Origin of the sequence: Streptomyces sp. NRRL S-340 (genome assembly GCF_000720185.1) — a bacterium.
GTDB lineage: Bacteria > Actinomycetota > Actinomycetes > Streptomycetales > Streptomycetaceae > Streptomyces.
The window spans coordinates 106,066-130,559 of the sequence record NZ_JOIY01000014.1 but is presented as its reverse complement, the minus strand read 5'-3'; the positions used below and the strand labels follow the sequence as shown (position 1 = coordinate 130,559).

The 24,494-nt window shown below is 73.4% G+C and carries 20 protein-coding genes; 9 read left to right on the top strand and 11 right to left on the bottom strand.

Features of this window, described 5'->3' with window-relative positions:
• Positions 1–21: 21 nt before the first annotated feature.
• The gene (locus IG64_RS13355) at positions 22–495 is read right to left on the bottom strand and encodes a Dps family protein (RefSeq protein ID WP_037855309.1); all 474 of its coding nucleotides are present in this window, start codon (positions 493–495) and stop codon (positions 22–24) included.
• Positions 496–721: 226 nt separating this feature from the next.
• Here IG64_RS13355 and IG64_RS13350 point away from each other — a divergent pair, with 226 nt between their 5' ends.
• Positions 722–2,980 carry an ATP-binding protein gene (locus IG64_RS13350; RefSeq protein WP_037855307.1) on the top strand — a complete coding sequence of 753 codons (2,259 nt, stop codon included), beginning with the start codon at positions 722–724 and terminating at the stop codon, positions 2,978–2,980.
• Between the two features lie 463 nt (positions 2,981–3,443).
• Here IG64_RS13350 and IG64_RS13345 read toward each other — a convergent pair whose 3' ends face one another.
• Positions 3,444–3,806, bottom strand: a complete 363-nt coding sequence (locus tag IG64_RS13345) for a hypothetical protein (RefSeq protein WP_037855306.1) — start codon at positions 3,804–3,806, stop codon at positions 3,444–3,446.
• Between the two features lie 253 nt (positions 3,807–4,059).
• Here IG64_RS13345 and IG64_RS13340 point away from each other — a divergent pair, with 253 nt between their 5' ends.
• Positions 4,060–4,599, top strand: a complete 540-nt coding sequence (locus IG64_RS13340; RefSeq protein ID WP_078883968.1) for a CGNR zinc finger domain-containing protein — start codon at positions 4,060–4,062, stop codon at positions 4,597–4,599.
• 399 nt (positions 4,600–4,998) lie between these two features.
• Here IG64_RS13340 and IG64_RS13335 read toward each other — a convergent pair whose 3' ends face one another.
• On the bottom strand, positions 4,999–5,568 hold the full coding sequence (locus tag IG64_RS13335; protein WP_051812816.1) for a DMT family transporter: 570 nt from the start codon (positions 5,566–5,568) through the stop codon (positions 4,999–5,001).
• A 642-nt stretch (positions 5,569–6,210) separates the two neighbouring features.
• Here IG64_RS13335 and IG64_RS13330 point away from each other — a divergent pair.
• The 5 genes from IG64_RS13330 to IG64_RS13310 all read left to right on the top strand — a co-directional run bounded on the left by IG64_RS13330 (position 6,211) and on the right by IG64_RS13310 (position 13,650).
• On the top strand, positions 6,211–7,650 hold the full coding sequence (locus tag IG64_RS13330; protein WP_037855305.1) for an amino acid permease: 1,440 nt from the start codon (positions 6,211–6,213) through the stop codon (positions 7,648–7,650).
• 270 nt (positions 7,651–7,920) lie between these two features.
• Positions 7,921–8,235, top strand: coding sequence for a hypothetical protein (locus IG64_RS13325; protein WP_037855303.1), 315 nt, complete (start codon positions 7,921–7,923; stop codon positions 8,233–8,235).
• A 3-nt stretch (positions 8,236–8,238) separates the two neighbouring features.
• Positions 8,239–11,784 (top strand): hypothetical protein, encoded by a 3,546-nt coding sequence (locus tag IG64_RS13320; RefSeq protein ID WP_037855294.1) that lies wholly within the window; start codon positions 8,239–8,241, stop codon positions 11,782–11,784.
• Positions 11,785–12,187: 403 nt separating this feature from the next.
• The gene (locus IG64_RS13315) at positions 12,188–13,036 is read left to right on the top strand and encodes an oxidoreductase (RefSeq protein ID WP_037855291.1); all 849 of its coding nucleotides are present in this window, start codon (positions 12,188–12,190) and stop codon (positions 13,034–13,036) included.
• Positions 13,036–13,650: a TetR/AcrR family transcriptional regulator gene (locus tag IG64_RS13310; RefSeq protein ID WP_037855288.1), complete on the top strand. Its 615-nt coding sequence runs from the start codon at positions 13,036–13,038 to the stop codon at positions 13,648–13,650. Before IG64_RS13315 ends, IG64_RS13310 begins: the two co-directional genes overlap by 1 nt.
• A 150-nt stretch (positions 13,651–13,800) precedes the next feature.
• On the opposite strand, the gene IG64_RS13305 is transcribed toward IG64_RS13310, so the two are convergent.
• From IG64_RS13305 to IG64_RS13270, 8 genes are all read right to left on the bottom strand, one after another.
• Positions 13,801–14,187: a peptidase inhibitor family I36 protein gene (locus tag IG64_RS13305; protein WP_158771555.1), complete on the bottom strand. Its 387-nt coding sequence runs from the start codon at positions 14,185–14,187 to the stop codon at positions 13,801–13,803.
• A gap of 129 nt (positions 14,188–14,316) precedes the next feature.
• Positions 14,317–15,045 carry a polysaccharide deacetylase family protein gene (locus tag IG64_RS13300; protein WP_037855282.1) on the bottom strand — a complete coding sequence of 243 codons (729 nt, stop codon included), beginning with the start codon at positions 15,043–15,045 and terminating at the stop codon, positions 14,317–14,319.
• The gene (locus IG64_RS13295) at positions 15,035–15,976 is read right to left on the bottom strand and encodes a lysylphosphatidylglycerol synthase domain-containing protein (protein WP_051812814.1); all 942 of its coding nucleotides are present in this window, start codon (positions 15,974–15,976) and stop codon (positions 15,035–15,037) included. The genes IG64_RS13300 and IG64_RS13295 overlap by 11 nt, the downstream gene beginning before the upstream one ends.
• A gap of 329 nt (positions 15,977–16,305) precedes the next feature.
• Positions 16,306–17,424 carry a glycosyltransferase family 2 protein gene (locus IG64_RS13290; protein WP_063758794.1) on the bottom strand — a complete coding sequence of 373 codons (1,119 nt, stop codon included), beginning with the start codon at positions 17,422–17,424 and terminating at the stop codon, positions 16,306–16,308.
• A complete protein-coding gene (locus IG64_RS13285; protein WP_158771553.1) occupies positions 17,421–18,764 on the bottom strand; it encodes an endonuclease/exonuclease/phosphatase family protein in 1,344 nt (447 codons plus the stop codon). Before IG64_RS13285 ends, IG64_RS13290 begins: the two co-directional genes overlap by 4 nt.
• Before the next feature lie 20 nt (positions 18,765–18,784).
• The gene (locus tag IG64_RS13280) at positions 18,785–19,813 is read right to left on the bottom strand and encodes a glycosyltransferase family 2 protein (protein WP_037855280.1); all 1,029 of its coding nucleotides are present in this window, start codon (positions 19,811–19,813) and stop codon (positions 18,785–18,787) included.
• A 98-nt stretch (positions 19,814–19,911) separates the two neighbouring features.
• Positions 19,912–20,955, bottom strand: a complete 1,044-nt coding sequence (locus IG64_RS13275) for a UbiA prenyltransferase family protein (protein WP_078883965.1) — start codon at positions 20,953–20,955, stop codon at positions 19,912–19,914.
• Positions 20,956–21,013: 58 nt separating this feature from the next.
• On the bottom strand, positions 21,014–22,051 hold the full coding sequence (locus IG64_RS13270) for an NAD-dependent epimerase/dehydratase family protein (protein ID WP_037855279.1): 1,038 nt from the start codon (positions 22,049–22,051) through the stop codon (positions 21,014–21,016).
• Positions 22,052–22,546: 495 nt separating this feature from the next.
• Here IG64_RS13270 and IG64_RS13265 point away from each other — a divergent pair, with 495 nt between their 5' ends.
• Together IG64_RS13265 and IG64_RS13260 are read left to right on the top strand one after the other, a co-directional pair.
• Positions 22,547–23,539, top strand: a complete 993-nt coding sequence (locus IG64_RS13265; protein ID WP_037855278.1) for an aldo/keto reductase — start codon at positions 22,547–22,549, stop codon at positions 23,537–23,539.
• A gap of 156 nt (positions 23,540–23,695) precedes the next feature.
• Positions 23,696–24,493, top strand: a complete 798-nt coding sequence (locus IG64_RS13260; RefSeq protein WP_051812810.1) for a phytanoyl-CoA dioxygenase family protein — start codon at positions 23,696–23,698, stop codon at positions 24,491–24,493.
• Position 24,494: the final 1 nt, after the last annotated feature.

The following is a 24,494-nucleotide window of genomic DNA, read 5'->3' as shown; positions in this document are numbered from 1 at the left end:
CTGTGCGTTTCCGCACGTTCCTCAGCCGCGGTTCTCCGCCTGGAACATCCAGCTCTGCTTCTCCAGGTCGGCGGTCAGACCGATCAGCAGGTCCTGGGTGACCGCGTCGGCGGGCCCGGTCTCCTCGATCCGCTGCCGCACCCGCTCGATGACGGCGGAGAAGGTGCGCACCAGGATCTCCACGACCGCGGCGTCCCTCGTCCAGCCCTGCGGAAAGGCGGGTACGCCGCTGGTGGCCGCGATGGTCGCGGCCCGGCCGTCGGGGGCGACGCCGAGGGCGGCGGCGCGTTCGGCGACCGTGTCGGCGTACTCGCGCGCGGTGGTGACCACCTCGTCGAGCTGCTCGTGGATGGAGCGGAAGCGCGGTCCGAACAGGTTCCAGTGCGCCTGTTTGGCCACCAGGGACAGGTCGAGCAGGTCGACCAGAGTGGCCTGGAGGGCCTTCCCGGCGATCTCGCGTTCCTTCTCCGGCAGCGGGCTGGTGATGACAGACATGTGTGCGGTCCTTTCCCGTTCCTTGCCAGGGGGCCCCATTCTGCGAGCCGTCCGCCCGGTGCGGATCAGTCGTTTGACTGCCGATCCCCGTCCGGCCCCGGGTCATTCGGCCTGCCGTCGGCCGGGTTTGCTTTAATGGTCAATCCACAACGGCTGGTTCCGCGGCGTCGCGGGGCAGGGCCGGCGGGCACGGCAGGCACGTCGGGGGCGGCCCCGCGGGGGTGGGATGGACAAGGGTGAGTTCGGCCGGTTGCTGCGGCAGGCACGGCGGCGTTCGCTGCTGACGCTGGAGGGTCTGGCGGACGCGTCGGGGGTGAGCGTCCGGGCCATCAGTGACATGGAGCGGGGGAAGAGTCTTCCGCGGCAGGCGACGCTGGCCGAGCTGATGGACGCGCTGGAGCTGGGTGAGCAGGAGCGGCGGCGGCTGGTGCAGGCGGCCGCTCCGGGCCGGCGTACCGGGCAGGTCCCGCAGCAACTGCCGCCCGACCTGGCGGTGTTCCGCGGCCGTCAGGACACCCTGTCGGCCGTCCAGGGTCTGGGCGCACAGATCACGGTGGGCGCCGGGCACGTCGTCATCTCGGCGATCGGGGGCATGGCCGGGGTGGGCAAGACGACGCTGGCGGTGCACTGGGCGCACCGGGTGGCGGACCGTTTCCCGGACGGCCAGCTGTACGTGAACCTGCGCGGCTTCGAGGACTCCGGGTCCCCGCTGGAGCCGGGCGAGGTGCTCGGCCGGTTCCTGAGCGCGCTCGGCGTGCCCAGCAGTGACATCCCGCCCGGCACGCGCGAGCGCAGCACCGTCTTCCGTGAGCGGACCGCCGCCCTGCGGCTGATCGTGCTGCTGGACAACGCGCGCGACGCCGAGCAGGTACGGCCGCTGCTGCCCGCCTCCGCGGGATGCCTGACGCTCATCACCTCGCGCAACCAGCTGTCCGGGCTGGCCGCCACGGACGGCGCCACGCTGGTCGGTCTGGACGTGTGGAGCGAGGAGGAGGCCGTCGCCGGACTGGCCGCCCGGATCGGGGAGGAGCGGTGCGCGGCGGAGCCCGGGGCCGCCGCGCGTCTGGTCGGGCTGTGCGGGTACCTGCCGCTGGCGGTGGCCGTCATGGGCGCCCAGCTCAGTGCCGCCCCGCAGATGCCGCTTCAGGGTGCCGTGCGCGAACTGAAGGCCTCCCGGCTCGACGCGCTGTCGGCCGACGACCGGCGGGGCGACGTCCGCGCCGTCTTCTCCTGGTCCTACCGGGCGCTCACCCCGGGCGCGGCGCGCTTCTTCCGCCTGCTGTCCCTGCACCCCGGTCCTGCGGCGTCCGCGGAGGCCGCCGCCTCCCTCGCGGCCGTCGGGATGGCCGAGGCCCGCCGCCACCTGCGCGAGCTGACCGCGGCCAGTCTGCTCTCCCGCGACGCCGACGGCCGCTACATCCTGCACGACCTGGTACGGGCCTACGGCGGCGAACTGTGCGCGCAGGAGGAGGACGACCGCCACGGCGCCGAGACACGCCTCCTGGACTACCTGCGCCACAACGCCCACGCGGCCGCCCGGGTGCTGGACACCCGGCCCGGACGCACGGCCGCCCCTCCGCCGATGCCGGGGGTGGCACGGGTCGTGATCGACGACCGCGCCGAGGCACTGGACTGGTACCGCCAGGAGGAGGCGACGGTCATGGCCGCGCTGACCGCCCTGGACGATCCCCGGCTGCTGCGGCAGCGTACGCATCTGACGGCCGACTGGGTGGGCTACTTCTCCTTCACGGGCCGGTGGGCCGAGGAGGCCTCCACCAAGCGCGTCGCGCTCCAGGCCGCGCTCGCGATGGACGATCCGACGGCCATCACCGTGAACTGCGCGAGTCTGGCGCGTGCGCTGGCCGAGTCGGGGCAGGCGGGCGAGGCCGACGAACAGGTCGACCTGATGCTCGGGCAGCTGCACCGGCTGGGGCCGGCCGAGCGCGCGGCCACCGAGCGGAGCATCGGCTGGGTGCGCGGCCGGCAGGGGCGCCACGAGCAGGCCCTCCACCACGCCCGGCGCGCGCTGGCGATCTACCGTACGCTCCCGGAACGCAACGAGGTGGCGCGCGAACTCAACGCGGTCGGCTGGTACCTGGCCCTGCTCGGCCGGTACGAGGAGGCCATCGCGATGTGCCAGGAGGCGCTGCCCATCCTCCAGGGCAACGGCAACCTCCGCAACGAGGCCGCGACCTGGGACAGCATCGGCTACGCGCAGCACCGCCTGGGCGATCTCGACGCGGCGGTCGAGAACTACCGCAAGTCGCTCAAGCTCTACGGAGAGGTGCTGGACGGCTACAACCAGGCCGAGGTCCTGGACCACCTGGCGGAGGCCCAGCTGGAGCTGGGGGACGCGGAAGCGGCGCGGGCGAGCTGGACGCGGGCGGTCGAGCTGCTGCAGGAGATCGGCAGTCCGCGCGCCGCGCAGATGCGCGCCCGCGCGCAGTCCGCGGCCCATCCGCGGGACGAGACCGCCGCCGGGTAGCCGCGGCGTGGAGGAGGTCCCGGCGGGCGGCCGGAGTGCCCTGGCCGGCGGCGGGGGGCCTCCGGCAGTGTCGGCGGCGTCGAGCGGAGCCCCGCCGGGTCCCGGTCTTCACGGCGGCCGCCCGGAGTAGTGGGACGAGCCGGGGCGGCCGCCGTCTCCCCGCTGCGCCACCGTCCGGCAGCGGGAGTTCTGCGGGCCCGCGAGGACGATTCTCCTCAACGCGCCCGATCGCCGCCCGGCACCGCGGCGAGGGTGGTGCGGCGCCGTGCGAGCGGGTCCCTCACGACCGGCTGCTCGGTCTCTGCCGGGTGCGCATGGGAGCTCCGTGGATGAGGGCGGGGGCCGGGACCGTCATGTGGTCGACGGGGCTCAGGCACTGCTGAGTCCATCGGTCATGCGGGTGTCGTTCCCGTGGCCGCACCGCTGCGCCGGCCCGGTGGCGCCACGGCCGCGGGAAGCGGCGTCACGTCGCCGGGACCACCCGGTAGCTCAGCATGTTCCAGGGGAGGTTCTGCTGGGCCAGGGAACTGGTGCGCCAGGGGGTGGAACCGGTGCATCCGGCCCCTGAGTAGAGTTCCAGAGCCCAGGAGCCGGAAGCGACCTGGACCGACACGGCGGCCTTGGACAGCGTGTGGCAGGTACCCGGATCGGTGAGGTCGGCCCTGGTCACGGTGCCGGTTCCGGTGGGGCCCGAGTAGAGGTACGCACCTTCCTGGAGGGGCGGCCAGCCGGCGGCCCCCGCGGTCCCGGCTCCGAGCCCCAGCAGCGCCCCGGCGGCGGCCAGCGCGGCGGCAGCACCGGCGATCTTGGTCTTCAGCATGAGCATGTACCCACCTTTGTCCTGGATGCGGTGACGAATGAGTGAGGAACGTTTCCGTGCGGTCCGGCCGACGCCGCCGAAGACATGCTTGCACCTTCAAGCATATGCGGGGAAGGGCGAATCCCGCCACACGTGTGACGGAGCGACACGCCCGCCGTGCGGACGGTTTGACGAACGGCACAGCACGCCTTCTCGACTGTCACCGGTTGAGGGGGTTACTTTGAGGGGTGGCATTCCAGTCACCTGTCAGGAGAGTGATGTGAAACATGTATTTCTGTGCGGGACGCCCGCCCTCGACTTCCTGGGCACCCTTCAGGCGCGACACGCACCGGTTCCGGTGGAGAGGATCGGTACGCCCCGGCTCCTGGACTCCTGGCTCGTGGAGTCCGGACTGCTCGACGAGGCGCCCGGATCCGGGGAGTCGGACCTCCGGGCCGCCGTGGGCCTGCGCGAGGGCATCTACGAGCTGGTGACCGCGCGCCGCACCGGCGAACCGTTTCCCCCCGCCGCGATGACCGCGGTGAACCGTCAGGCCGCGAAGAGTCCCGTTTCGGTGCGGCTGGGGGCCCACGGGACGAGCCGCACCGGATCGGCCGCGCAGGCGCTGACGGACCTGGCGCGCGAGACGGTGAGCCTGCTCGCGAGCGCGGAGGCGGTCCTGCTGCGTGAGTGCGCCCGTCCCGGGTGCACCCAGGTCTACCTCGACCGTTCCCGGGGCCACCGGCGGGAATGGTGCGCGATGAGAACCTGCGGGAACCGGGTCAAGTCCGCCGCTCTGCGGGCACGTCGCCGCCAGTGAACCCGGCTGAGGGCCGACGGCCGCGGTGTCCCCGGTCACCGTCCCCTGCGCCGGTGACCGCCGGCCCGCCCCGGCCGGCCGCGTGCGTGTCTTCCCCGGACACCGGCGCCGGCCGTGCCGGCACCTGGTGGCGGCCGTGCTCGTGCGCCTAGCGTCCGGGCCGGCCCCGTGGCCCGGACGAGGACGCCCTTTGGCCACCGGCCGGTGCCGTCGCAACGGGGACGGAAGACGACCCCGCCGTGCACCACGGCGGCGTTGTCGACGACCGGCACGTCACCGGGCACAGCGGGACGGCGAAGCCCTCGGGCCCCGGACGGCGGGCCGGGAACGGTGAGGTGTGAACGGTGAGACGGGAGCGGTGCCGGGCCCGGGAAGGAAGTGGCTGCCGCGGCCACCAGGTCACGGCACCGGCGCCGCCGCCACGGAGCCCGGCAGGGAACCGATCTCCACGACGAACATGGCCAGCAGCACCAGACCGGCTCCGAGTAGCTGACGCGTTGTCAGTTCATGTCCGGCCAGTGCGCTCAGGGCAGCGGCGAAGACGGGCTCCAGGGTCATGATGACGGCCACCCGCGTGGCACCGAGCCTGCTCTGTGCCCAGGTCTGGACGACCAGAGCCGCGGCTGTGGCCAGGCCCCCCGTCCACAGGACCGCGAACCAGGCCGACGCGTCGGGCGGGACGAAGCGCAGCCCTCCCGGGACCGCCGCCAGGGAGGCGGCCACGGCCACGGCCAGGGTCTGCGCGAACGCCAGTGCATAGGGGTCCTGGTCGGCTCCCCACGCGCTGGTGCCCACGATCTGGAGCGCGATGCACACCGCGCACCCCAGGGTCAGCAGCTCACCCGGGCCCATGCCGAGACCGCGCAGCGTCAGCAGACCCAGCCCGCCCGCCGCCAGGGCCGTTCCCGTCCAGCCGGCGCGGGTGACGCGCCGGCGCAGCACGAGGGCCGCGAGCAGCGGGGTCAGCACGACGAAGAGTCCGGTGACGAAGGCGGAGACCGTCGGAAGGTCCTTGTAGCGGAGCTACCAGGGCCTTCCGGCAACGCCGCGAGCGTGCGTGCCGGACGCCGCGAGCCGGGCGCCCCTTTTGTTCGCAGCTCTAAGGCGGGTGGCGTCCTGCACGACGAGGAACGTGGAACCCCACACGGCCGTGACCGCGACCAGCGATGCGACGGCCGGCAGGGCGGCGGGCCCCCGCTGTCCGCGGAGAACGAGCCGGACCGGCTTCGGGTGCTGGGCGCCGTACCGCCGGAGTGGGCTACGCATACATACATGTTAGGTAGCAGAGTTGAAAGGATGTCAAGGAGTGCGTCCTTCCCTGCCTTGGAAAGTGAGGCCTGAAGGTGGCATCGCCAGCGTTTATCGCCCTCTGAGTCGAGCAATATACATAACAAAAGAGTAACTGGATAGGTGACGGTGGGTGTGGGCAGGGTTGCCGACGTGATACATCTGCACGACCGCCCGGCGAACACCACACGTACTGCGTACCGGGTGCGCCGCCGGGACGACCGAGGGTCGGCCCGGCAGAACTCCACTGCGTTTCCGGCAGATCGAGACCTGGTCCGCGGCCCGTCCACGGCCCCGGACCGGCATGGAGAAAGGCACACGACCATGACCTCATCGAAGGTCGCCGCGTCCTCCTCGCGGAGCACCGAAACCGCTGAAGAGGGCTATGAACGGGGACTCGGCAGCCGCCAGGTCCAGATGATCGCGATCGGCGGCGCCATCGGCGTCGGTCTCTTCCTGGGCGCGGGGGCGAACATCGCCAAGGCCGGGCCCAGTCTCATCCTCATGTACGCCCTCGCCGGTCTGATCATCTTCTTCATCATGCGGGCACTGGGCGAACTGCTCATGTACCGCCCCGTCTCGGGCTCCTTCGCGGAGTACTCCCGGGAGTTCCTCGGGCCGTTCTTCGGCTACTTCACCGGCTGGACGTACTGGCTGATGTGGGTGGTGACCGGCATGGCCGAGCTGACGGCCGCCGCGATCTACGTCCACTACTGGTTCCCCTCCGTCCCCCAGTGGGTGACCGCGCTGGTGTTCCTGGTCGTGCTGTTCGTGGCCAACCTGATCTCCGTGAAGCTGTTCGGCGAGATCGAGTTCTGGTTCTCGATGGTCAAGGTGACCGCGCTGATCGGCATGATCGTCATCGGTCTGGGTGTGCTGACCTTCGGTTTCAGCCAGGCCGGCGACACCGCCTCGGTCTCCAACCTGTGGCAGTTCGACGGCTTCTTCCCCAAGGGCATCGGCTCCTCCCTGATGACGCTGCAGGGCGTGATGTTCGCCTACCTCGCCGTCGAGCTGGTCGGGGTCACCGCCGGTGAGTCGGAGGACCCGGAGAAAACCCTCCCCAAGGCCATCAACACCCTGCCCTGGCGCATCGCCCTGTTCTACGTCGGCGCCCTCACCGTGATCCTGTGCGTGGTGAAGTGGACCGAGTTCGCGGCCGGGGTCAGCCCCTTCGTGAAGGCCTTCGCCGTCATCGGCATCCCGGCCGGCGCGGGCATCGTCAACTTCGTCGTCCTCACCGCGGCCCTGTCCTCCTGCAACTCGGGCATGTACTCCACCGGCCGCATGCTGCGCACCCTGGCCGACAACGGCGAAGCCCCGCAGGCCTTCAGCCGGCTGTCCGCCAGCAGGACACCGGCGCTCGGCATCACCGTCTCCGTCGCCTTCATGGCCATCGGCGTGGTGCTCAACTACATCGTTCCGGAGAAGGCCTTCGGCTACGTCACCTCCGTGGCGACCGCGGCCGGCATCTGGACCTGGCTGATGATCCTGATCAGCCACGTGCGCTACCGCAGGGCGGTCGACGCGGGCCGGCTGCCCCCCTCCTCCTTCCCCGCGCCGGGCGGCGCGGTGTGCTCCTGGGCAGCGATCGTCTTCCTGCTCTTCGTCACCGGTCTGATCGCCTACGACGCCGACTCCCGGGTGTGCCTGTACGTGATGGCGGGCTGGGCCGTCGCCCTGGGCATCGGCTGGACGGTCCTCAAGGCCCGCAACCCGCAGGCCACCGAGCGCCGCGAGCCGCAGTTGGAGCGCACCGGCTGACCTCCACGCACCTCACGGGCCGTCCCCCCGTTTCCGGCGCCGGGACGGCCCGTGCGGGCGCCTCGTGCCACGCCTGCGGCGCACGTCGCGGCCGGGCCGGAGGCCGGGCGACACATGAAAGCAACATGTCGGTCACACAGGGTGGTTGTCGCGTCACTGATGCGCTGTTAGTTTTCTGGAACCTTCGATCAGTTCCACCGGCACGGCACACATGTGCCGCACCCGCCGGACACCAGCGGCACCTGAACCTGGACCAGGAGGCTGTGCAGCATGTCGGAACGCATTCATGTCCGCCCCGCGGATCTCGTGGCCGTCGCGGACGACATCGCATCCAGTGCCGGCTCCGCCTCCCGGGTCGCGGAGGCGCTGCGGCAGCTCACGGCCCCGGACGGCCGCGCCTTCGGCAACGGATCGGGCGGCGCGGAGGCGCACACCGAGTACCAGCGGGTGCACGAGGACCTGACCCTGCTGACCAACGGCATCAGCAGGCATCTGACGGCACTCAGCGAGGCCATGAGCCGCGCGGCACACACCTACAGCGCCGCGCAGGCGCACGCCCTGGAAGCCGTTCGCCGGCTGAGCTGATCCGTGGACATCAACGACGCCATCGCCGGCTGGATCACCCAGGTCATCCGGGAGCTCGGCGATCCGTCCTCCCTGCACGAGCACGGCCAGGAACTGGCTGCCCACGGCCAGAGGCTGCGTGTCCTGCGCGACACCCTTGAGGAGACCGCGGGGAGCGGCGCCTGGGAGGGCCCGGACGCGCCCGCCTACACCAAGGCACTCGACGGGCACCTGGATCTGATGGCCCGCACGGCCGAGGTGCTGGAGACCACGGGGCAACAGGCGCAGGACCACGCGGACAAGACCTGGCTCATCGTCAAACAGGTCATCGGCATCGTCCTGGAGATCCTGGAGATCCTGGCCGTCGGCATGGCACTGAGCTGGCTGGGCGGCCTGGTGCTGGACTGGGTGTGGGCACGTGTGCTGCCGCTCATGGAACGCGTCCTGACCGCGCTCGCCCGGTTCCGCGCCACCCTCGCCGGGTTCACCCAGTTCCTGCGCGCCGCGGGGAGTGCCGCGGGCCGGACGGGTGAGCGTCTCGGCGAGGGCCTGGGCAAGCTCACCGAGAGCCTCGTGATCGACGTCCTGCCGGCTCAGGCGCGGGCCTATCCGGGCTTCTACGTGTCGCTGGCCGTGCCCAAGCTGTTGAGCGGACGGCCGGTGGACTGGAAGGGCAACGCCTGGCAGCTCGCCGTGTTCTTCGGTTTCGACACGGGTCTCGGGCTGGCCGAGGGCGTCCTGGAGCAGACGGCGCTCGGTGCCGGGCTGAAGCGCCTCATCACCGGGGAGAAGGCCGTCGACGACGCCGCGGCGGCGTCCGAGAAGGAGGCCGCGGGGTCCACCAAGGCCCTGACGGAGAAACCCGCTCCCGAGGCGGCGACCGGCCCGGCGCGGCCGTCCGAGGCCCCGGAGACCGTGCCGGCCCCGGAGACCGGCGTGGTTCTGCGGAAGGAGGCACCCGGGTCGCCGCAGCCGCTTCCGCAGGGGCGGCCGGAGCCCGGCTCAACGCCCGAGCCGCAGGGCCTGACGCCTCCGCCCGCCGAGTCCGTCCGGCCCACCGAGTCCGTCCGGCCCACCGAGGCCGGTCCGGCGCCGGCTCCGCGTCCGGAGGCGGCCCCGGAGGCCACGCCCGCGCGCGTGTCCGAGGAAGCCGCGGCCGGTCCCACCCCGACGCCGAGCCCGCGCCCGGCGGACGCCGGCACGCTCAAGGAGAGCGGGAGACCGGGCCAGGGGGCGGTCGGTACGCCGCGCGAGAGCCGGGAGGTGCCCGGCGCCCCGGCGGACGAGGCTTCCGGTGCGGCCATGGCGCCGGCGCCGCCCGCGCGTCCGGCCGCCGTGACACCGCCTCCGCCCGCGCGCCCGGCGGGTGAGGCGCCGACGGCACCGGCGGTCCGCGAGACGGAGGCAAAGGCGGGCGCGGAGCAGCCCGGGCGTGCGTCGCAGAACCCCGTCCCGCCGAGTGGCACGACCGGCGCGCAGGCGTCCGCGCGGGGCACGCGCGCGGAGACGGGCGGGACGGACGCCGGCGGTCCCGCGTCCGGCGCGGAGCGCACCGTCACGGAGTCCGGCAGGGCCGCCCCGGCCGAACCGGTGCGGGCGGGCACACCGCGCCAGGAGAGCGCGCCGCCCCCGCCCGCCGCCTCGGGCGAGACCGCGGCACCCGCCGGCACGCGCCTGACGACCGAGTCCAGAGCCGGGACCACCGACGCGCCACGCCCCCGACCGGAGGCCCCTCGTACCGACCCGGCGTCGCGTCCTACGGAACCTGTGCAGCGCCCTGCCGAAGTCGCGCCGCGCCCCGCTGACCCCGCGCCGCGCCCTGCTGACCAGGCACCGGACCCTGCCGTGTCCACGCCGCGTCCTACGGAACCTGTGCAGCGCCTTGGCGAACCCGGGCCGCGTCCTGCGGAGCCCGCGCCACGCCCCACGGAACCCGCGCCACGCCCCGCTGACCCCGCGCCGCGCCCTGCTGACCAGGCACCGGGCCCTGCCGTGTCCGCGCCGCGTCCTGCGGAATCCGCGCCGCGCCCCACTGACCCCGCGCCGCGCCCTGCTGACCAGGCACCGGGCCCTGCCGTGTCCGCGCCGCGTCCTGCGGAATCCGCGCCGCGCCCCGCCGAGCCGCAGGCGGTGGCGGAGGGCCGGTCCCCGGACGTGGCCGGGAGCGGGACTGGGGCCGGGGCCGCTCGGTCGCCCCTGCCGACCGTGTCCGATGCTTCCGCCACTGCCAAGGGCGCTCCCGTGCCCAAGAGCGGGGACAGCGCCGTCCCGGCACGGGAACCCCGTGGCGAGCCGCCCTCACCGTCTCCCGTGCGCGAACAGCACCCCGCCGCGCCCGCGGAGAGCGGGAGGGAGGTCCCGGCCGGGACGGCCAACACGGCTGCCCCCGCACGGACAGCGGAAGCACCCCGGCCCACCGCGCAGCGGACGTCCGCGGAGGAGACCGGTGCCGTGCGGGAGACGCCGGCCGGTACCGCGCGTGCGGATTCCCCGGCCCGTACCGGGCAGACGCTCTCCCGTCCTGAGCGGGCGTCCTCGACGGAAGCCGGGACCGCGGGCGAGGCATCGGTCCGCGCCTCGGGCGACGGGGCCGCCACGCGCACCGCCGAAGGTCCCGCGTCCGCCTCGACCGCGGCGGAAGGCTCCGCCGCGACCCGGATGACCAGGGCCGACGAGGTGGAGGCGATCCTCAGCCCCCGCGCGGTCGGCACGCCCGCGAAGGACGGCGCTCCTCCCGGTCCGCCGAGCCCGGCCGCCCCACCGCGGCCGCCCGCCACCGGGACGAGGCCCGTGGAAGCGGGGCCGGACGCCGGGAGCGTACCGCCCGCCGGACCCGTACGGACCGGCAACCCGGGCGGCGGGACGCCCCCAGGGGCGGGCGAGGTGCCGGCCGTGCGCCCGGAACCCGCCGGGACCCCGGCCGAGCCCACCGCCACCCCCGAGCCCGCCGGCACGGGAGCCCGGGAGCCGGGACCGGAACCCGGGCCCGGCACACCCCGGCCGCCCGGGGAGAAGCCGGGCGCCGGGGACCCGCCGTCGGGCGGCCCGTCGAGGACGGAGACGGACGGAGCCGCGGTGGCGGGGCGGAACCCAGAACCGCCCCCCGCCCCGGCGGGGAGCGTGCGCTCGGCCGAGGAGGCCGTCTCCCCTGGCTCCGCCGGGCCGGAGCCGGGGTCCACGTGGAACACGTTCAAGGGACAGAAGTTCCGCGAGGCCCTGTACTCGGGACTCAAGGAGGGCTTCAACGTCACCGTGGGCAACCTCATGACCAACGGTGTCGTCCAGCACCTCACGGGCGTACACCTCACCACCGGCGAGTGGGTCTTCGAGTTCCTCGGCGGAGGGCTCGCGACGGTACGGCACGGGCTGTACAAGTGGAGTGCCGTCGGCGAGAAATGGGCGTACCGCAACCAGCCGCCGGGCGGTCTGGTCGTGAACCGCTGGCTGTCCGAGACGCCCATCTCCTGGGCGTACTACGCCATGTACCTGACCGCGAAGGACGCCGTGAAGAACGGCGTCTTCGGCCACCCGGTGTACACCGAGCTGAACCCCGCCCCGGCCCAGGACTGATCCGCGCCGCCCGGCCGACCGACAGGCAGACCGTGGGGACAGACAGACCGTGAACAGGCAGACCGCAGGCACGGGCCCGTCCCTACGGTCTGCCTGTCCCCACGGCCGGCCACGTCCGCACGACCGGCCACGTCCGTACGGCCAGGCCACGTCCGCATGACCGGCCACGTCCGTACGGCCGGATCAGGTCCGTACGGCCAGATCAGGCCAGGCTCACCCCGCTCCAGCGGCCGGACCGGAGGTCCTCGCGGCGGCCGGGCCTCCGGCGGGACCGGCCTCGGCCAGGTCTGGCGCCGTCCCAGGACGCCCGAATCGACGCATCGAAGATAAAAATCGACGGTGTGTAGACTCTGTGGGTGAGGGGGCAGTCCTGCCCCCTCGGGTCCCGTCGGGAGGAAGAAAAGTGCGGCAGCAGAACTGGCTCGTCACCGGCGTCAGCTCGGGCCTGGGACGTGCCTTCGCCCAAGCGGCCCTGGCCGCCGGGCACACCGTCGTCGGCACGGTCCGCTCCGAAGAGGACCTGCGGGTCTTCGAGGCGCTCGGGCCCGGGCACGCGCACGGCCGTGTCCTGGACGTGACGGACGACGACGCCGTCTCGGAGGTGGTCGCGGAGGCGGAGCGGAACACGGGTCCGCTGGACGTCGTCGTCGCCAACGCGGGCTACGGCCTGGAGGGCACCTTCGAGGAGACGCCGCTGGCCGAGGTGCGGCGGCAGTTCGAGGTCAACGTCTTCGGGGCGGTGGCCACCCTGAAGGCGGCGCTGCCCCCCATGCGCCGGCGCCGCCGCGGGCACCTGATGGCCGTCACCTCCATGGGCGGCCTCATGGCCGTGCCCGGCATGTCCGCCTACTGCGGCAGCAAGTTCGCCCTCGAAGGCATCCTCGAGGCACTGGGCAAGGAGGTCGCACAGTTCGGGATCCACGTGACGGCGATCGAGCCCGGCTCCTTCCGCACCGCCTGGGCCGGACGGTCCATGACCCGCGCCGAACGGACCGTCGACGACTACGACGACCTGTTCGCCCCCATCCGCGAGGCGCGGCAGAAGGCCAGCGGCAACCAGCTGGGTGATCCGGCCAAGGCCGGGGAGGCCGTCGTGCACATCGCGTCGGTCGCTCAGCCGCCGGCCCACCTCGTCCTGGGCTCGGACGCGCTGCGCCTGGTCACCGCCGCGCGCACGGCCGTGGACGAGGACATCCGCGCGTGGGAGGGACTCTCCCGGACGACCGACTTCCCCGAGGGGGCTCAGCTCTGATGCCCGCCCACCACCCCGCGCGGAGCCGGCGCTCCACCGAACGCAAGGGCGATGTCCGGGAACGGGCCATCCTGGACACCTGCGAAGCCCTGCTGGCGCAGAAGGGGTACGACGCCCTGACCGTCGGCGACATCGCTCAGGGCGCCGGGATCACACGCGGTGCCCTGTACTTCTACTTCGGCTCCAAGCAGGAAGTGGTCACCGCGCTCGTGTCCCGGACCGTCGCGCACCTGTGGGAACGGTCCCGGGCCACAGCGCAGGCCGACGAGCCGCGCCGGGCCGTCGCGGCGGCGATGCGGCGCACGGTCGAGCTGTGGAACGAGCACGGCCTGGTCATGCGGACGGCGATCGACCTGTCGTTGACCGTGCCGGAGATCGGCGAGCTGTGGAGTCATACGGCCGACCTGTTCATCGCGGCCATCACCGCCGTCCTGGAACGCGCCGGCGTCCGGACCGGCACCGCGCCGGACGAGGCACCGGCGATGGCCCGCGCCCTGTGCTGGATGATCGAGCGGACGTTCTACCACGCCTCGCAGCAGTCCCCCGGAAAACTGGAGGAGGCGTCGGCGACCTGCGCGCACATCTGGCTGACCGCCGCCGGTCTGACCACCTGAGACACCTGCCGTGCGCAGGGGGCCGCAACCGGCGCCTTCAGCCCGCACCGTCCGGGCGAACCGCGGTCCGGTCGCACCACCGGCGCGGCCGGACCGCCTCCCCGGACGGCGGGAGGCGGCCCGGCCGGTGACGCTCAGCCTCGCGGACCCTCAGCAGAAGTCGTAGGACGAGATCTGGTCGTCGATCCAGTCCGGGAGGGTCCACCACCACTCATAGGCGTGGATCTGGAACACCTTTCCCTTGTTCTCCGAGTCGCTGTAGAAGCAGAGCGTGTAGGGCGTGCGGTTCTTCAACGAGGAGATCGTGTCGTTGAAGCCCAGGTTCCGGAGGTCTCCGACCTGGGGGTACGAGGTGGCCCGGCACTCCCCTCCGTAGTCGCGGTCGGCGAACGTGACGAGGACGCCGTCGTGGTCGTGCGCGGCATCGCACTGGTAGGCGGCGGGCGCCGCCTGGGCCGGCCAGGCGGTGGCGCCGAAGAGGCCGGCCATGGCCCCGAGGACGAGAAACATGTTCCGGATTCCCCGGATTCTTCGCATGGGTTTCCTCCTTGTGCTGTCCGTCGCCGCTCCCGGCCCTGTGCCGGGGCGGGCGGACATGTCCGTGTGGGTCCCGGACGCGCCTGCGGATGTGCGCGCGACGCGGCCGGCGGCGTCCGGGACCGGGTCCTACAGCGGGGTGAAGCGCGTCCCGCGGGCGCGCAGCGACGCCAGCGCCGTGTCCAGCGCCCTGACGGTGTGCGAGCGGTCACCGCCGCCGTCGTGGCAGAGGACGATGTCGCCCGCCCGCGCGCGGACCACCCGCTCCGCGATCCGGTCGGCGGGGGGCCGGCGCCAGTCCTTCGGATCGACCGTCCAGTCCACCGGGGTCAGGCCGTGGTGCCGTACGGCGGCGAGGACCGACCGCGACCAGCCGCCGGCCGGGGCCCGGAAGAGGACCGGGGCGACGCCGGTCTCGTCCGCCACCACGCGCTGGGTCTCCGCGATCTCCCGGTCGAGCGCGCCGGCGGACAGCGCGGCGAACGGCTGGCGGTGGGTCAGGGAGTGGTTGCCGAGGCGGTGTCCGGCGGCCAGGACCCGGCGCAGGAGTGCGGGATGCGCTCTCGCGCGGGTGCCGACCACGAAGAAGGTGGCCCGCACCCCGTGGGTGTCGAGGACGTCGAGCAGGGCCGGCGTCCAGCGGGGATCGGGGCCGTCGTCGACGGTGAGGGCCAGCGGCGGATCCGGGTCCCGGGCAGGGCCGGCCGGGACGCGGAAGACGGGACCCCGTCCGAGGACGGGACCGGTCCCCGCGCCGCCGGTGAACCGGGCGCGCAGTGCCTCGGTCCGGCGCACCAGACTCCAGGCCGCCTGCGCCCCCAGGGCCCGTACCGCCCGAGCGGACGTCTCAGGTGCCATGGGGCGCCTCCCCCGCGAGGGCCAGGGGGCGCCCGCCCCGGCGTCCGGTCGCCAGGCGGCCCGCCAGGACGGCCGTGCCGGCGCCCAGGACCTCGGTGACGGTGCAGCACAGGCGACTGGCCAGGGCCGCGGCCCCCGCCTGCGCCCAGGGCAGGTCCGCCGTCAGGACGACCATCAGGACGACCTCGCGCACGCCCGCTCCGCCGGGGACGACCAGAGCGGCGGCGCCCGCCGCGGCGGCCAGGGCGAACCCGCCCACGCACAGACCGAGCGAGGCGGCGCCGGAGGCTCCGAGCACCACCGAGATCATCCACAGGTGCGCGCCGCCGACGACCCAGGACAGCACCTCCCAGACGACGGCCCGGCGCAGGTCGCCGTCCGCCACCCGCAGGTCGGGCGCGGGTCTGCGCAGGAGCTTCGCCGCGCCGCGCGCCGCCCGCAGGACGGCACCAGGTCTCCACAGCAGGGCCGCGAGGGCGACGGCCACCGGCAGCAGCCACCACGCGCCCTCGCCCATCACCCGGGGGGCGGCGAGGACTCCCACCACGGCGGCCGTGAGCAGCACCACCACCGAGTTGAGGACGTACGCGGTGACCATGCGCTGCGCCGGGACGCCGTTGCGCCGCCCCAGGTGCACCCCTGCCAGGGCGCTCCAGAAGGGGCCGGGCAGGTACTTGCCGAGGACGGTCGCGCCGAAGATCTCGGCGGTGGGCCCCCAGCGCAGGGCGGTCCCCACGCCGGCCAGCGTGCTGCGCCAGGACGCCATGCTCAGCGCCAGTCCCGCGAGGTTGACCACGGCCGAGCCGACGAGCCAGGGGACCGCGCCCTCGCGGGTCAGCAGGTCCCCGATGACCGGGCCGCTGCCGTCCAGGGCCCGCCACATGCCGTACGCGGCACCGCCGACCAGCACCACGGCCAGCGACCGCCGCACGGGCCGGGACCATTTCCGTCTCCCGGACCCGGTACCGGTGCCGGCGTCCGAGCCGGAACCGGGCGCGGAACCGGCGTCCGAGCCGGGGCCGGGCGCTGAACCGGGCGCAGAGTCCGCGTCCGAGCCGGGGCCGGAACCCGAGCCTGGGCCGGGCGCGGAGCCGGCATCCCAGCCGGGGACAGAACCCGAGCCTGGGCCGGGTGCCGCGACGCGCGGTCCCGCCGGTTTCCGTCCGGTGCCACCGTCTTCCCCGGTCCGGCCGAGGCCGGGGGTCACCGACTGCTCGGGGCACTCGGCTCCGGCCGCGCTCTCGTCACGGCGGACCACGGTCATCCGGTGCCCCCTTCCGCGTGCTCGGAGGCCGGTACGGGCACCGCGTCGCGCGGCTCGGGGGACGGGCCGGCCGCCGAGGGACGACGGCCGGGCGGAGCGCCGAAGTCGCGGTCGAACTTGCTGCGCAGCCACCCGGTGCCGGCGCCCAGCGCTATCTGGAGGTTGACCAGCAGGTGCAGGCCGACGAACAGGGGCACGAAACCGGTCCCGCGCCGGCGCCGGACGAACCGCAGCAGCGGCAGATCGGCGCAGGCGAAGCCGAGCAGTCCGAGCAGGGGGAGCACGGCGAGCGGAGGGACCGCGAGGGCCGGCAGCGTGGCCACGGTGAACAGCGCCGCGGCGACCCCGGCCATGCTGTTGGCCCGCAGCGCGCCCGGCCGGCGCCGGTGGGCGGCGGCGAACGGGAGCAGGTACTGGGCCCGGCGGAACTGCTCGCGCAGCATCGGGCCGAGCCGGTACTCCTCGTCGTGGGCGGCCTCCACCTGCGCGGTGAGCAGGATGCGGTAGCGGGCGGACAGCCGCTCGCTGTACTCCACGTCCTCGCTGTCGCGCAGCGCGGGGTGGAAGGGGCCGATCTCCTCGAAGACCCGTCGGGGCACCGCTGCCGCCGCGAAGAACGCGGTGGGGGTGGGGCCCACGCCCTTGAGCCGCCAGTGGTGGGCGTGCAGGGTGCGGTACCACTCCACCGGGCCGTCGTCCACGAGTGGTTCGGGGGCGATGACGCCGTGCACGCACCCGAGTCCGGGGTCCTCGGCCAGGAGCCGTACGGCGTTCTCCAGCGACCGGGGCGAGAGGGCCTCGTCGGAGTCGAGGAAGAAGAGGATGTCGCCGCGTGCGGCGGCGGCCCCCGCGTTCCGTGCGGCGGAGACCCCCTGGTTGGTGGTCGCGCGCAGCACCCGGCAGCCGAAGCGTTCGGCGATGTCGGCGGACCCGTCGGTGCTGGCGTCGTCCGACACGATGATCTCGAAGGGCGGGAGGGTCTGCCGGCGCAGCGATTCCAGGCACAGCGGCAGCGTCTTGGCGTAGTTGTAGTTCGGGATGACCACCGAGACGCGGGGCGGCGGGGCGCCGTCGTCGCGTTCCGGCGAGGCGGGGCGCGGGCCGGATCCGGTCACAGGGACACCTCCAGGACCTGGGCTCGGTGATCGGACAGGTGGTGCATGTCGTCGAAGCGGTAACGGTCGACGGTGACCGGGCCGGTGGAGAACGCCCAGTCCAGCCGCCACAGCCCGAGCACGGGGACCAGCTCGTTCCAGGAATGGGGGTACAGGTCGGTGCCGCTGTCCGCGGCATCCCGCATGGTGCTGCGCAGCTCCTGCAGCTCACCCATGGCGGGACTGCTGTTGAAGTCCCCCGCGACGAGGGCGGCCGCGCCCTTCGCGCGCTGCTCGCGCAGTTCCGCGTTCAGTCCCCGGAACTGTGCCGTCCTGGTGCGCTGACGGTCGCGCAGCATGCCGAAGACGCTGGGGGAGAGGAGCTGGGGGCCGGGATCTATCTGTACGGGTATGTGGACGTTGTAGAGGGACAGGGGCCGCCCGTGCACCCGGATGTCGACGCGCAGCGTCTTGACCGCCCGGTACACCTCCAGCCAGGGCGCGTCGGGCCGGCCGGCGACCGACTGGCCCGTGCCGACCAGCTTCGAGCCGATGACCGGGTACCGCGAGAGGGTGATCAGTTCCCCGCGGGTCACGACGTGGTACCCCGGGAACTCGCGGTGGATACGCGCCAGGTCGTCGACGGGCCGGAGGTTCTCCTGCCGGTAGTCGATGCCGTGGAGGTACTCCTGGAGCAGGTAGACGTCGGCCCGCTGGGCCCGCAGGGTCCGCCAGAAGCTGTCCTTGTCGACGTCCTGTCCCCACCAGGTGGTGTTCCAGGAGACGATGCGCAGGTCCCCGGCGGTGGAGGACACGTGGTGGGTCAGCGCGGCGAGCCGGACCCCGTTGCGCGACCAGCTGACGCAGGCGGAGACCAGCGCCAGGGCGCACACCAGGAGCAGGGCGGTACGGCGGGAAGCGAACCACGGCACCGGGCGCCCGGCCCCCCGGGGACCGCCGGGCCCGCCGGCGCTCGCGGCCGCCCGCTCCGGGCCCGGGCCGGCGGCCGGGTCACCGCAGCCGGCGGTGGCGTGCGCACCGGGCTCCTCGGCAGCGGCGGGCGTGCTCCGCTCCGCCCGCCCCCCGCGCCGCCTCAGCCCGCTGACACCGGCCCCCAGCATCAGGAGCACCGGGACGAGCAGGAAGGCGACGGGCGGTATGAGGTCGGGGACCAGCATGACCCACCACCGGCCGCTGAGCAGGCGCTGCACGAGCGTGAAACAGGTCCAGAGCACGGCCAGGGCGATCAGCAGCCGGGGGCGGCGGCGCCGCCGGACCCGGTCGGCGCCCGTCTTCCGCTTCGTGCCGCGGCCGGCCGGGCCGGCCGCCGTCCCGGTCCGCGTGGCGGCGGTGGCCCGCACCGCCGCCCCCTCGGCGGGCGTCACAGCGCCGGCGCGACGGACGGGACCGTCCGGTCGCGGTCGTACAGCCTGCGGAACGAGGGCGAGCAGAGCCAGTGCACCACCCCGAAGACCACACCCACCGCCACGGTGAGGTTGAAGGCCAGCTGGACACCGATGAAGCTGGGCATGAAGGCGAGGCCGCGCCGGGCGGCGACGAACCGGTACATGCCGAAGTCGAGGCCGATCACGGTGCACAGCAGCAGTACCGGCAGCGCCCAGGCGACAGGTCCCAGCAGGGCGGGGGCCGCGAGGGAGACCGCCGCCAGCAGCGAGACCAGGCTGGCCCAGGAACGGGAGGCCGTCTCGAAGCCCTTGGCGAACCTCCTGCGCCGGGCGTAGAGGGGGATGCGGAGCCGGGCCCGGGTGAAGATCTTGCGGACCAGCGGCCACATCTCGTGGTCGTCGTCGTGGAAACCCCGGATGACGGGGGTCAGGAGCAGGTCGTAGCGCTGGCTCAGCCGCTGCCCGTAGTCGACCTCCTCGGTCTGCCGCAGGTTCGGGTTGAACGGGCCGATCTCCTCGAAGACCTCGACCCGCAGGGCGCACATCGCGGAGATGAGGAAGCTGACCGTGCCCTCGGAGCTGGTCCGCCAGTAGTAGGCCTGCAGGCACCGGCACTCCTCGACGAGGCTGTCCCGGATCAGCGGCTCGGGCTCGTACATGCCGCAGACCGCGCCCGCCTCCGGGTGGGCGGCGAGCAGTTCGACCGCGGCCCGCACGGCACCGGGCCGCAAAGCGACGTCGGAGTCCAGGAAGAAGAGGATGCTGCCGCGGGCGTGCGCCGCCCCGGTGTTCCTGGCGGTGGCCACGCCGCTGTTGGTTCCGGTGCTCACCACCCGCACGCCGTGCGACCGGGCGATCTCCAAGGAGCCGTCGGTGCTGCAGTCGTCCACGACGATGATCTCGAGGTTCGGGTAGTCCTGGTCCTTGGCGGACTGGATGGACAGGCCCAGGGACCGGGCGTAGTTGTAGTTGGGGATGATCAGTGACACCAGTGGTTCTTCCACGGTGGTCCTTTCCGGGTTCTCGGGTCGGTGCCGGCGGGCTCCCGGGCCGGCGGCCGGGGGCGGGCGCGCCGGAGCGGATGCCAAAAGGCGCGGGTCCGTCAGGACAGGAACGCGAACAGGCCCGCCCATGCCACGCCGCAGCCGATCAGCAGCCGGTCCCTGAGCAGGGTCCGCACGGGGTCCGCGCCGCCGCCGCCGACCAGCAGCACCTGGAGGTACCGGAAGACGGCGAAGACCGACACGGTCAGGGTGAGGAAGGCGAACGCGGTGGCGGCGCCGCTCGGTTCGGGGGCGGCCGTCAGGTAGATGCCCACCGCGACCGCGGTCAGCGTGGCGCTGATCATGGTCAGGCAGTCGATGAGCTGCACGGAGTACCCGGCGAGGGCCGGCCGGTGCTCACCTGCCACGTCCAGCAGTTCCCTGCGCCGCTTGCCGAGGACGAGCAGCATGCAGCTGCTCAGCACCGTCAGCAGCAGCCAGGAGGAGGGCCGGGCGCCGATGACCAGGTAGCCCTGGACGGCGCGCAGGACGAAGCCGAGTGCGACCACGAACGAGTCGACGAGCGCCACGTGTTTGAGGTGGTAGCTGTAGGCGAGGTTGAGTGCGAGGTACGCCAGGACCGGCCATGCTCTGGCCGGTGAGGCGAGGGCGACGCCGGCCGCCAGCGCGGTGGCGACCCCGGCGAGGTAGGTCCAGGCGGCACGGGGTGACAGGGCGCCCGAGGCGAGCGGGCGGTGGCTCTTGGCGGGGTTGAGCCGGTCGCGTTCGCGGTCGGTGAGGTCGTTGAGCACGTAGACCGCGACCGAGGCGAGGGTGAACAGGGCGGTGGCCCACAGGACCGCGAGCGCCGCGTGGACCGCGCTCCGGTGGACGAGCACCGCGGGTACGACGATGACCAGGGGGTTCTTGGCCCACTGGTAGGGGCGGGACAGGCGCAGCAGGGCGCGGGCCGTGCCCGGCGCGTGTTTCTCGCCGGCGGGTGTCTGCCCCGGGGCGGGGGAGGCGGTGGCCGGCGGGCCGGCGGTGGCGGGGGAAGAGAGGGCGGGTGAAGCGATGGGGGGTGAAGCGATGGGGGGTGAAGCCGGGGGGACGGTGGGGGACGACGGACGGGCGGCGGGGGCCACCGGGTTGACACCGTGCATGGCTCTCCTCGAACCGGCGGGAGGGGGGAGTGCGTTGCTGACCCGTTCTCGCGACGGTTCAGAAGACCGCCTTGGCGAGCCGCAGGGCGCCCTGCTGCCAGGGGTCACGGCTGGTCCGGCCGCCCGAGTGGCCGCCGGTGCCGCGGTGTTCGGTCCGCCACCACTCGAAGCTGCGGGAGATCGCCTCGCGGTTGGAGTAGCGGGGCTCGAAACCGAGCCGGTCGCGGATGCGGGAGATGTCCATGCAGCTGTCGGCGCGGAGTTTGTGGATGAGCCGCATGTAGACCGGCGACAGACGGGCGCGCGCCAGCAGTTCGAGCACCGCGACGGCCGGCCGCATGGGCAGTCCGATGACGCGCTTGCCGTGTCCGGCGGCGTCCAGGACGGTCTGGAAGTCCTCGCGCAGGGTGCCGAACCGGGCCGCGCCGACGTTGAACTCCGTGTTGGCCACGTCGGCCGGGGCCTCGGCGGCCAGCAGGATGGCGTCGACGAGGTCCTCGACGTCCAGCATCTGGCTGCGTACCCGGCCGGAGCCGAGCACGGGGAAGTGGTGCCCCTCGGCGGCCCATTCGAAGAGCATGGCGAAGATGCCCAGGCGGCCGGGGCCCAGGAAGGTCTTGGGCCGGAGCACGGGCACCACCAGGCCGTCGGCCCGGGCCTTCTCCACGAGTTCCTCGGCCCGGGCCTTGGCCCTGCCGTAGGGGTCGATCGGGCTGCGGGGGTAGGTCTCCGGCGTCGGGACCTGCGCGGGCAGACCGTAGACGGAGCCGGTGGAGAGGTGGACGACGCGGGGGACGTCCTGGCTCGCGGCGGCGGCCAGGACCGTACGGGTTCCCTCCACGACGATCGAGTCGATCTGCGCGGTGGCGTAGCTGGGCAGGGCCGAGGCGCTGTGCACCAGCAGGTCGGCGCCGCGTACGGCGCGCCGCACCGCGGCACCGTCGCGTATGTCGCACGTCACCAGCCGGCCGGCCGTGGCGTCGGCGCGGTGGGTGAGGTCGAGGCCCACGACCTCGCAGTCGTTCTCGGCCAGCCGCCGGGCCAGCGCGGTGCCGAGCATGCCGCTGCTGCCGGTGATCACCACACGACGGAGCACAGAGTCACCTCCCGCTCAGGAGAGGGTATGGGGATACGTGTGAACGCGGACTGTTTCATGGATGTTTCCGTTCAGTGAATCGGACGGAAAAGCCAGCTCAACACCGGGTGCGAGCCGTGCCGGAGTCGGTCAGACACGTGTCGGAACGATGGCATGGCACTCAGTGCCCAGTGAAGACACGTCATGATCTGATGAAGCGTCAGAAAAATCTTCCGGTCAGCCTGGCGAGCCGGAATTCGCTGCTCCGGTGCCCTCGGCCTTGCCGGGCCGCACCGCCGCGTGAGGGAACAAGTGCGAAGAATGTTCGGGCCTCTCGCCGTCCCGCGCACTCAAAAGAGCGCGTGTACCGTGCAGGTGGTGCGGGGAGTGACCGAAAGGCGTCCGGCCGGTACCCGCGGAAGACGGCCGAAGAGTGGCCGGATCGGAACCGCGTGATCACGGAAGGTCACCTGCCACTTGCATATGTGTGTGTCTCCCGACGTAATGTGCCGGGCCATGGACACCTGGAGAGACACACGACTGGGCGGCAGTGACATCAGCACCGGGCCGCTCGGCCTGGGGTGCTGGGCCATCGGCGGCCCGTGGCAGGACCGGGACGGCAACCCGCTGGGCTGGGGAGCCGTCGACGACGACGAGTCCGTGGCCGCCGTCCGCCGGGCCCTGGACCTCGGCATCACCTTCTTCGACACCGCCGACGCCTACGGCGCCGGGCACAGCGAGCGCGTCCTCGGCCGTGCGCTGCGGGGACGCAGGAGCGAGGCCGTCATCGCCACCAAGTGGGGGAACGTCTTCGACGAGCGGACGAAGACCCTGACCGGCACCGACGACTCACCCGAACACGTGCGCCGCGCGCTCCTCGCCTCGCTGGAGCGCCTGGGCACCGACTACGTCGACCTGTACCAGCTCCATCTGTCCGACACGCCGCCCGAGCGGGCCCTCGCGCTGCGGGAGGCCTGCGAGGACCTGGTCCAGGAGGGCCTGGTGCGGGGCTACGCCTGGAGCACCGACGATCCGCGGCGTGCCGCGCTCTTCGCCGACGGGGCGAACTGCCTCGCCGTCCAGCACGCGGCCAACGTCCTCCAGGACGCCCCCGAACTGTTCGCCCTCTGCGCGGCCCGGGGACTGACCAGCGTCAACCGCAGCCCCCTGGCGATGGGGCTGCTGGCGAAGGCGGCGGGAGCCAGGAGCGGGGCCGGCGCCGGTGACATCCGCGCGGTGCCGCCCGCCTGGCTGACCTGGTACGGCCCCGGCGGAGTACCCGCACCCGACTGGGCCCGGCGCGTGACGGCCGTACGGGAGGTGCTGACGAGCGGGGGGCGGACGCCGGCCCAGGGTGCCCTCGCCTGGCTGTGGGCACGCAGCCCGCGGGCGCTGCCGATCCCCGGGTTCCGTTCGGTCGCGCAGGTCGAGGAGAACGCCGGGGCGCTGGAGCACGGCCCGCTGGAGGAGAACCTGATGAAGGAGATCCAGGTCCTGCTGGGCGGGTGAGGGCGGGGTGCGCGCCGAGCGGTCAGGCCGCGCACCCCGGGGACGGTGAAACACATGTGTCCAGCGCCCGGACCGCCGTGCCGGGTCCTGAAGGACGGCGCCGCGGACGGACTCCGGCGGCGTGAGGACAGCCGACTGAACCAGGGGTTCCCACCTATGACAGACGTTCGTGCCATCGATGCCCCGGTGGAGAAGTTCACCGAGGACGGGTTCCTCGTCCTCCCCGGATTCCTGCCGTCCGCCCTCGTCGACCGCCTGGTGCCCGAGGTCGACCGGTGGGTGGACTCGGGCCGGCGGCAGGAATCCATCGACGCGTGCCGGCCCGGCGCACGGCCCCCGCTGACCGTCGAACTGGACCTGGAGGCCCACGGGGAGCTGGCGGTGCACCCGCCGCTGATGGACCTGCTCGGCCACCCCGCCCTGCTGGGCGAGTCCTTCGTCTTCCACCACCTGCACAGCGACCGGCGGCCCGCCGGAGCCGCCGGCAAGAGCTGGCACCACGACTACGAGCAGCGGCCCCAGCGGGACCGGTGCCTCCCCATGGTCCACGCCCTGCACTACATCCGCGGTCTCCAGCCGGGACAGGGTCCGCTCGCGGTCCTGCCCGGGTCGCACCGGCAGGTCGCGGAGAAGGGCGCCCTCAGCCACCGGGGCACGGACGTCCTTGCGGGCGAGACGGTCATCGACACGCTGCCACCGGGCTCCACGGTGGTCCTGCACTCGGCGCTCTTCCACACGCGCCGGCCCGCCCGGACCCCGCACTCCGGCGCCAGACCGCGCTACATGATCGACGGCTCCTACTGCCGCACGGGCACCCTGTGGCCGCCGGTCAAACCGTACTGGAGGCAGGTGCTGGCCGTGGCGCGCTCGCGCGGACTGGACGCGGGACGGCCCGAGCTGTTCGCCGAACGGCACTTCGGCGAGTACGAGCGGGCCGAGGGCCGCGGACGGTGAA

What these genes read in the sequence shown, in the direction of transcription:
- IG64_RS13310 (WP_037855288.1), top strand. Translation starts at nt 13,036, where the DNA reads ATGCCCGCCCACCACCCCGCGCGGAGCCGGCGCTCCACCGAACGCAAG.
- IG64_RS13325 (WP_037855303.1), top strand. Translation starts at nt 7,921, where the DNA reads ATGTCGGAACGCATTCATGTCCGCCCCGCGGATCTCGTGGCCGTCGCG.
- IG64_RS13300 (WP_037855282.1), bottom strand. Translation starts at nt 15,045, where the DNA reads ATGGCACCTGAGACGTCCGCTCGGGCGGTACGGGCCCTGGGGGCGCAG.
- IG64_RS13265 (WP_037855278.1), top strand. Translation starts at nt 22,547, where the DNA reads ATGGACACCTGGAGAGACACACGACTGGGCGGCAGTGACATCAGCACC.
- IG64_RS13355 (WP_037855309.1), bottom strand. Translation starts at nt 495, where the DNA reads ATGTCTGTCATCACCAGCCCGCTGCCGGAGAAGGAACGCGAGATCGCC.
- IG64_RS13330 (WP_037855305.1), top strand. Translation starts at nt 6,211, where the DNA reads ATGACCTCATCGAAGGTCGCCGCGTCCTCCTCGCGGAGCACCGAAACC.
- IG64_RS13260 (WP_051812810.1), top strand. Translation starts at nt 23,696, where the DNA reads ATGACAGACGTTCGTGCCATCGATGCCCCGGTGGAGAAGTTCACCGAG.
- IG64_RS13345 (WP_037855306.1), bottom strand. Translation starts at nt 3,806, where the DNA reads ATGCTCATGCTGAAGACCAAGATCGCCGGTGCTGCCGCCGCGCTGGCC.
- IG64_RS13275 (WP_078883965.1), bottom strand. Translation starts at nt 20,955, where the DNA reads ATGCACGGTGTCAACCCGGTGGCCCCCGCCGCCCGTCCGTCGTCCCCC.
- IG64_RS13350 (WP_037855307.1), top strand. Translation starts at nt 722, where the DNA reads ATGGACAAGGGTGAGTTCGGCCGGTTGCTGCGGCAGGCACGGCGGCGT.
- IG64_RS13305 (WP_158771555.1), bottom strand. Translation starts at nt 14,187, where the DNA reads ATGCGAAGAATCCGGGGAATCCGGAACATGTTTCTCGTCCTCGGGGCC.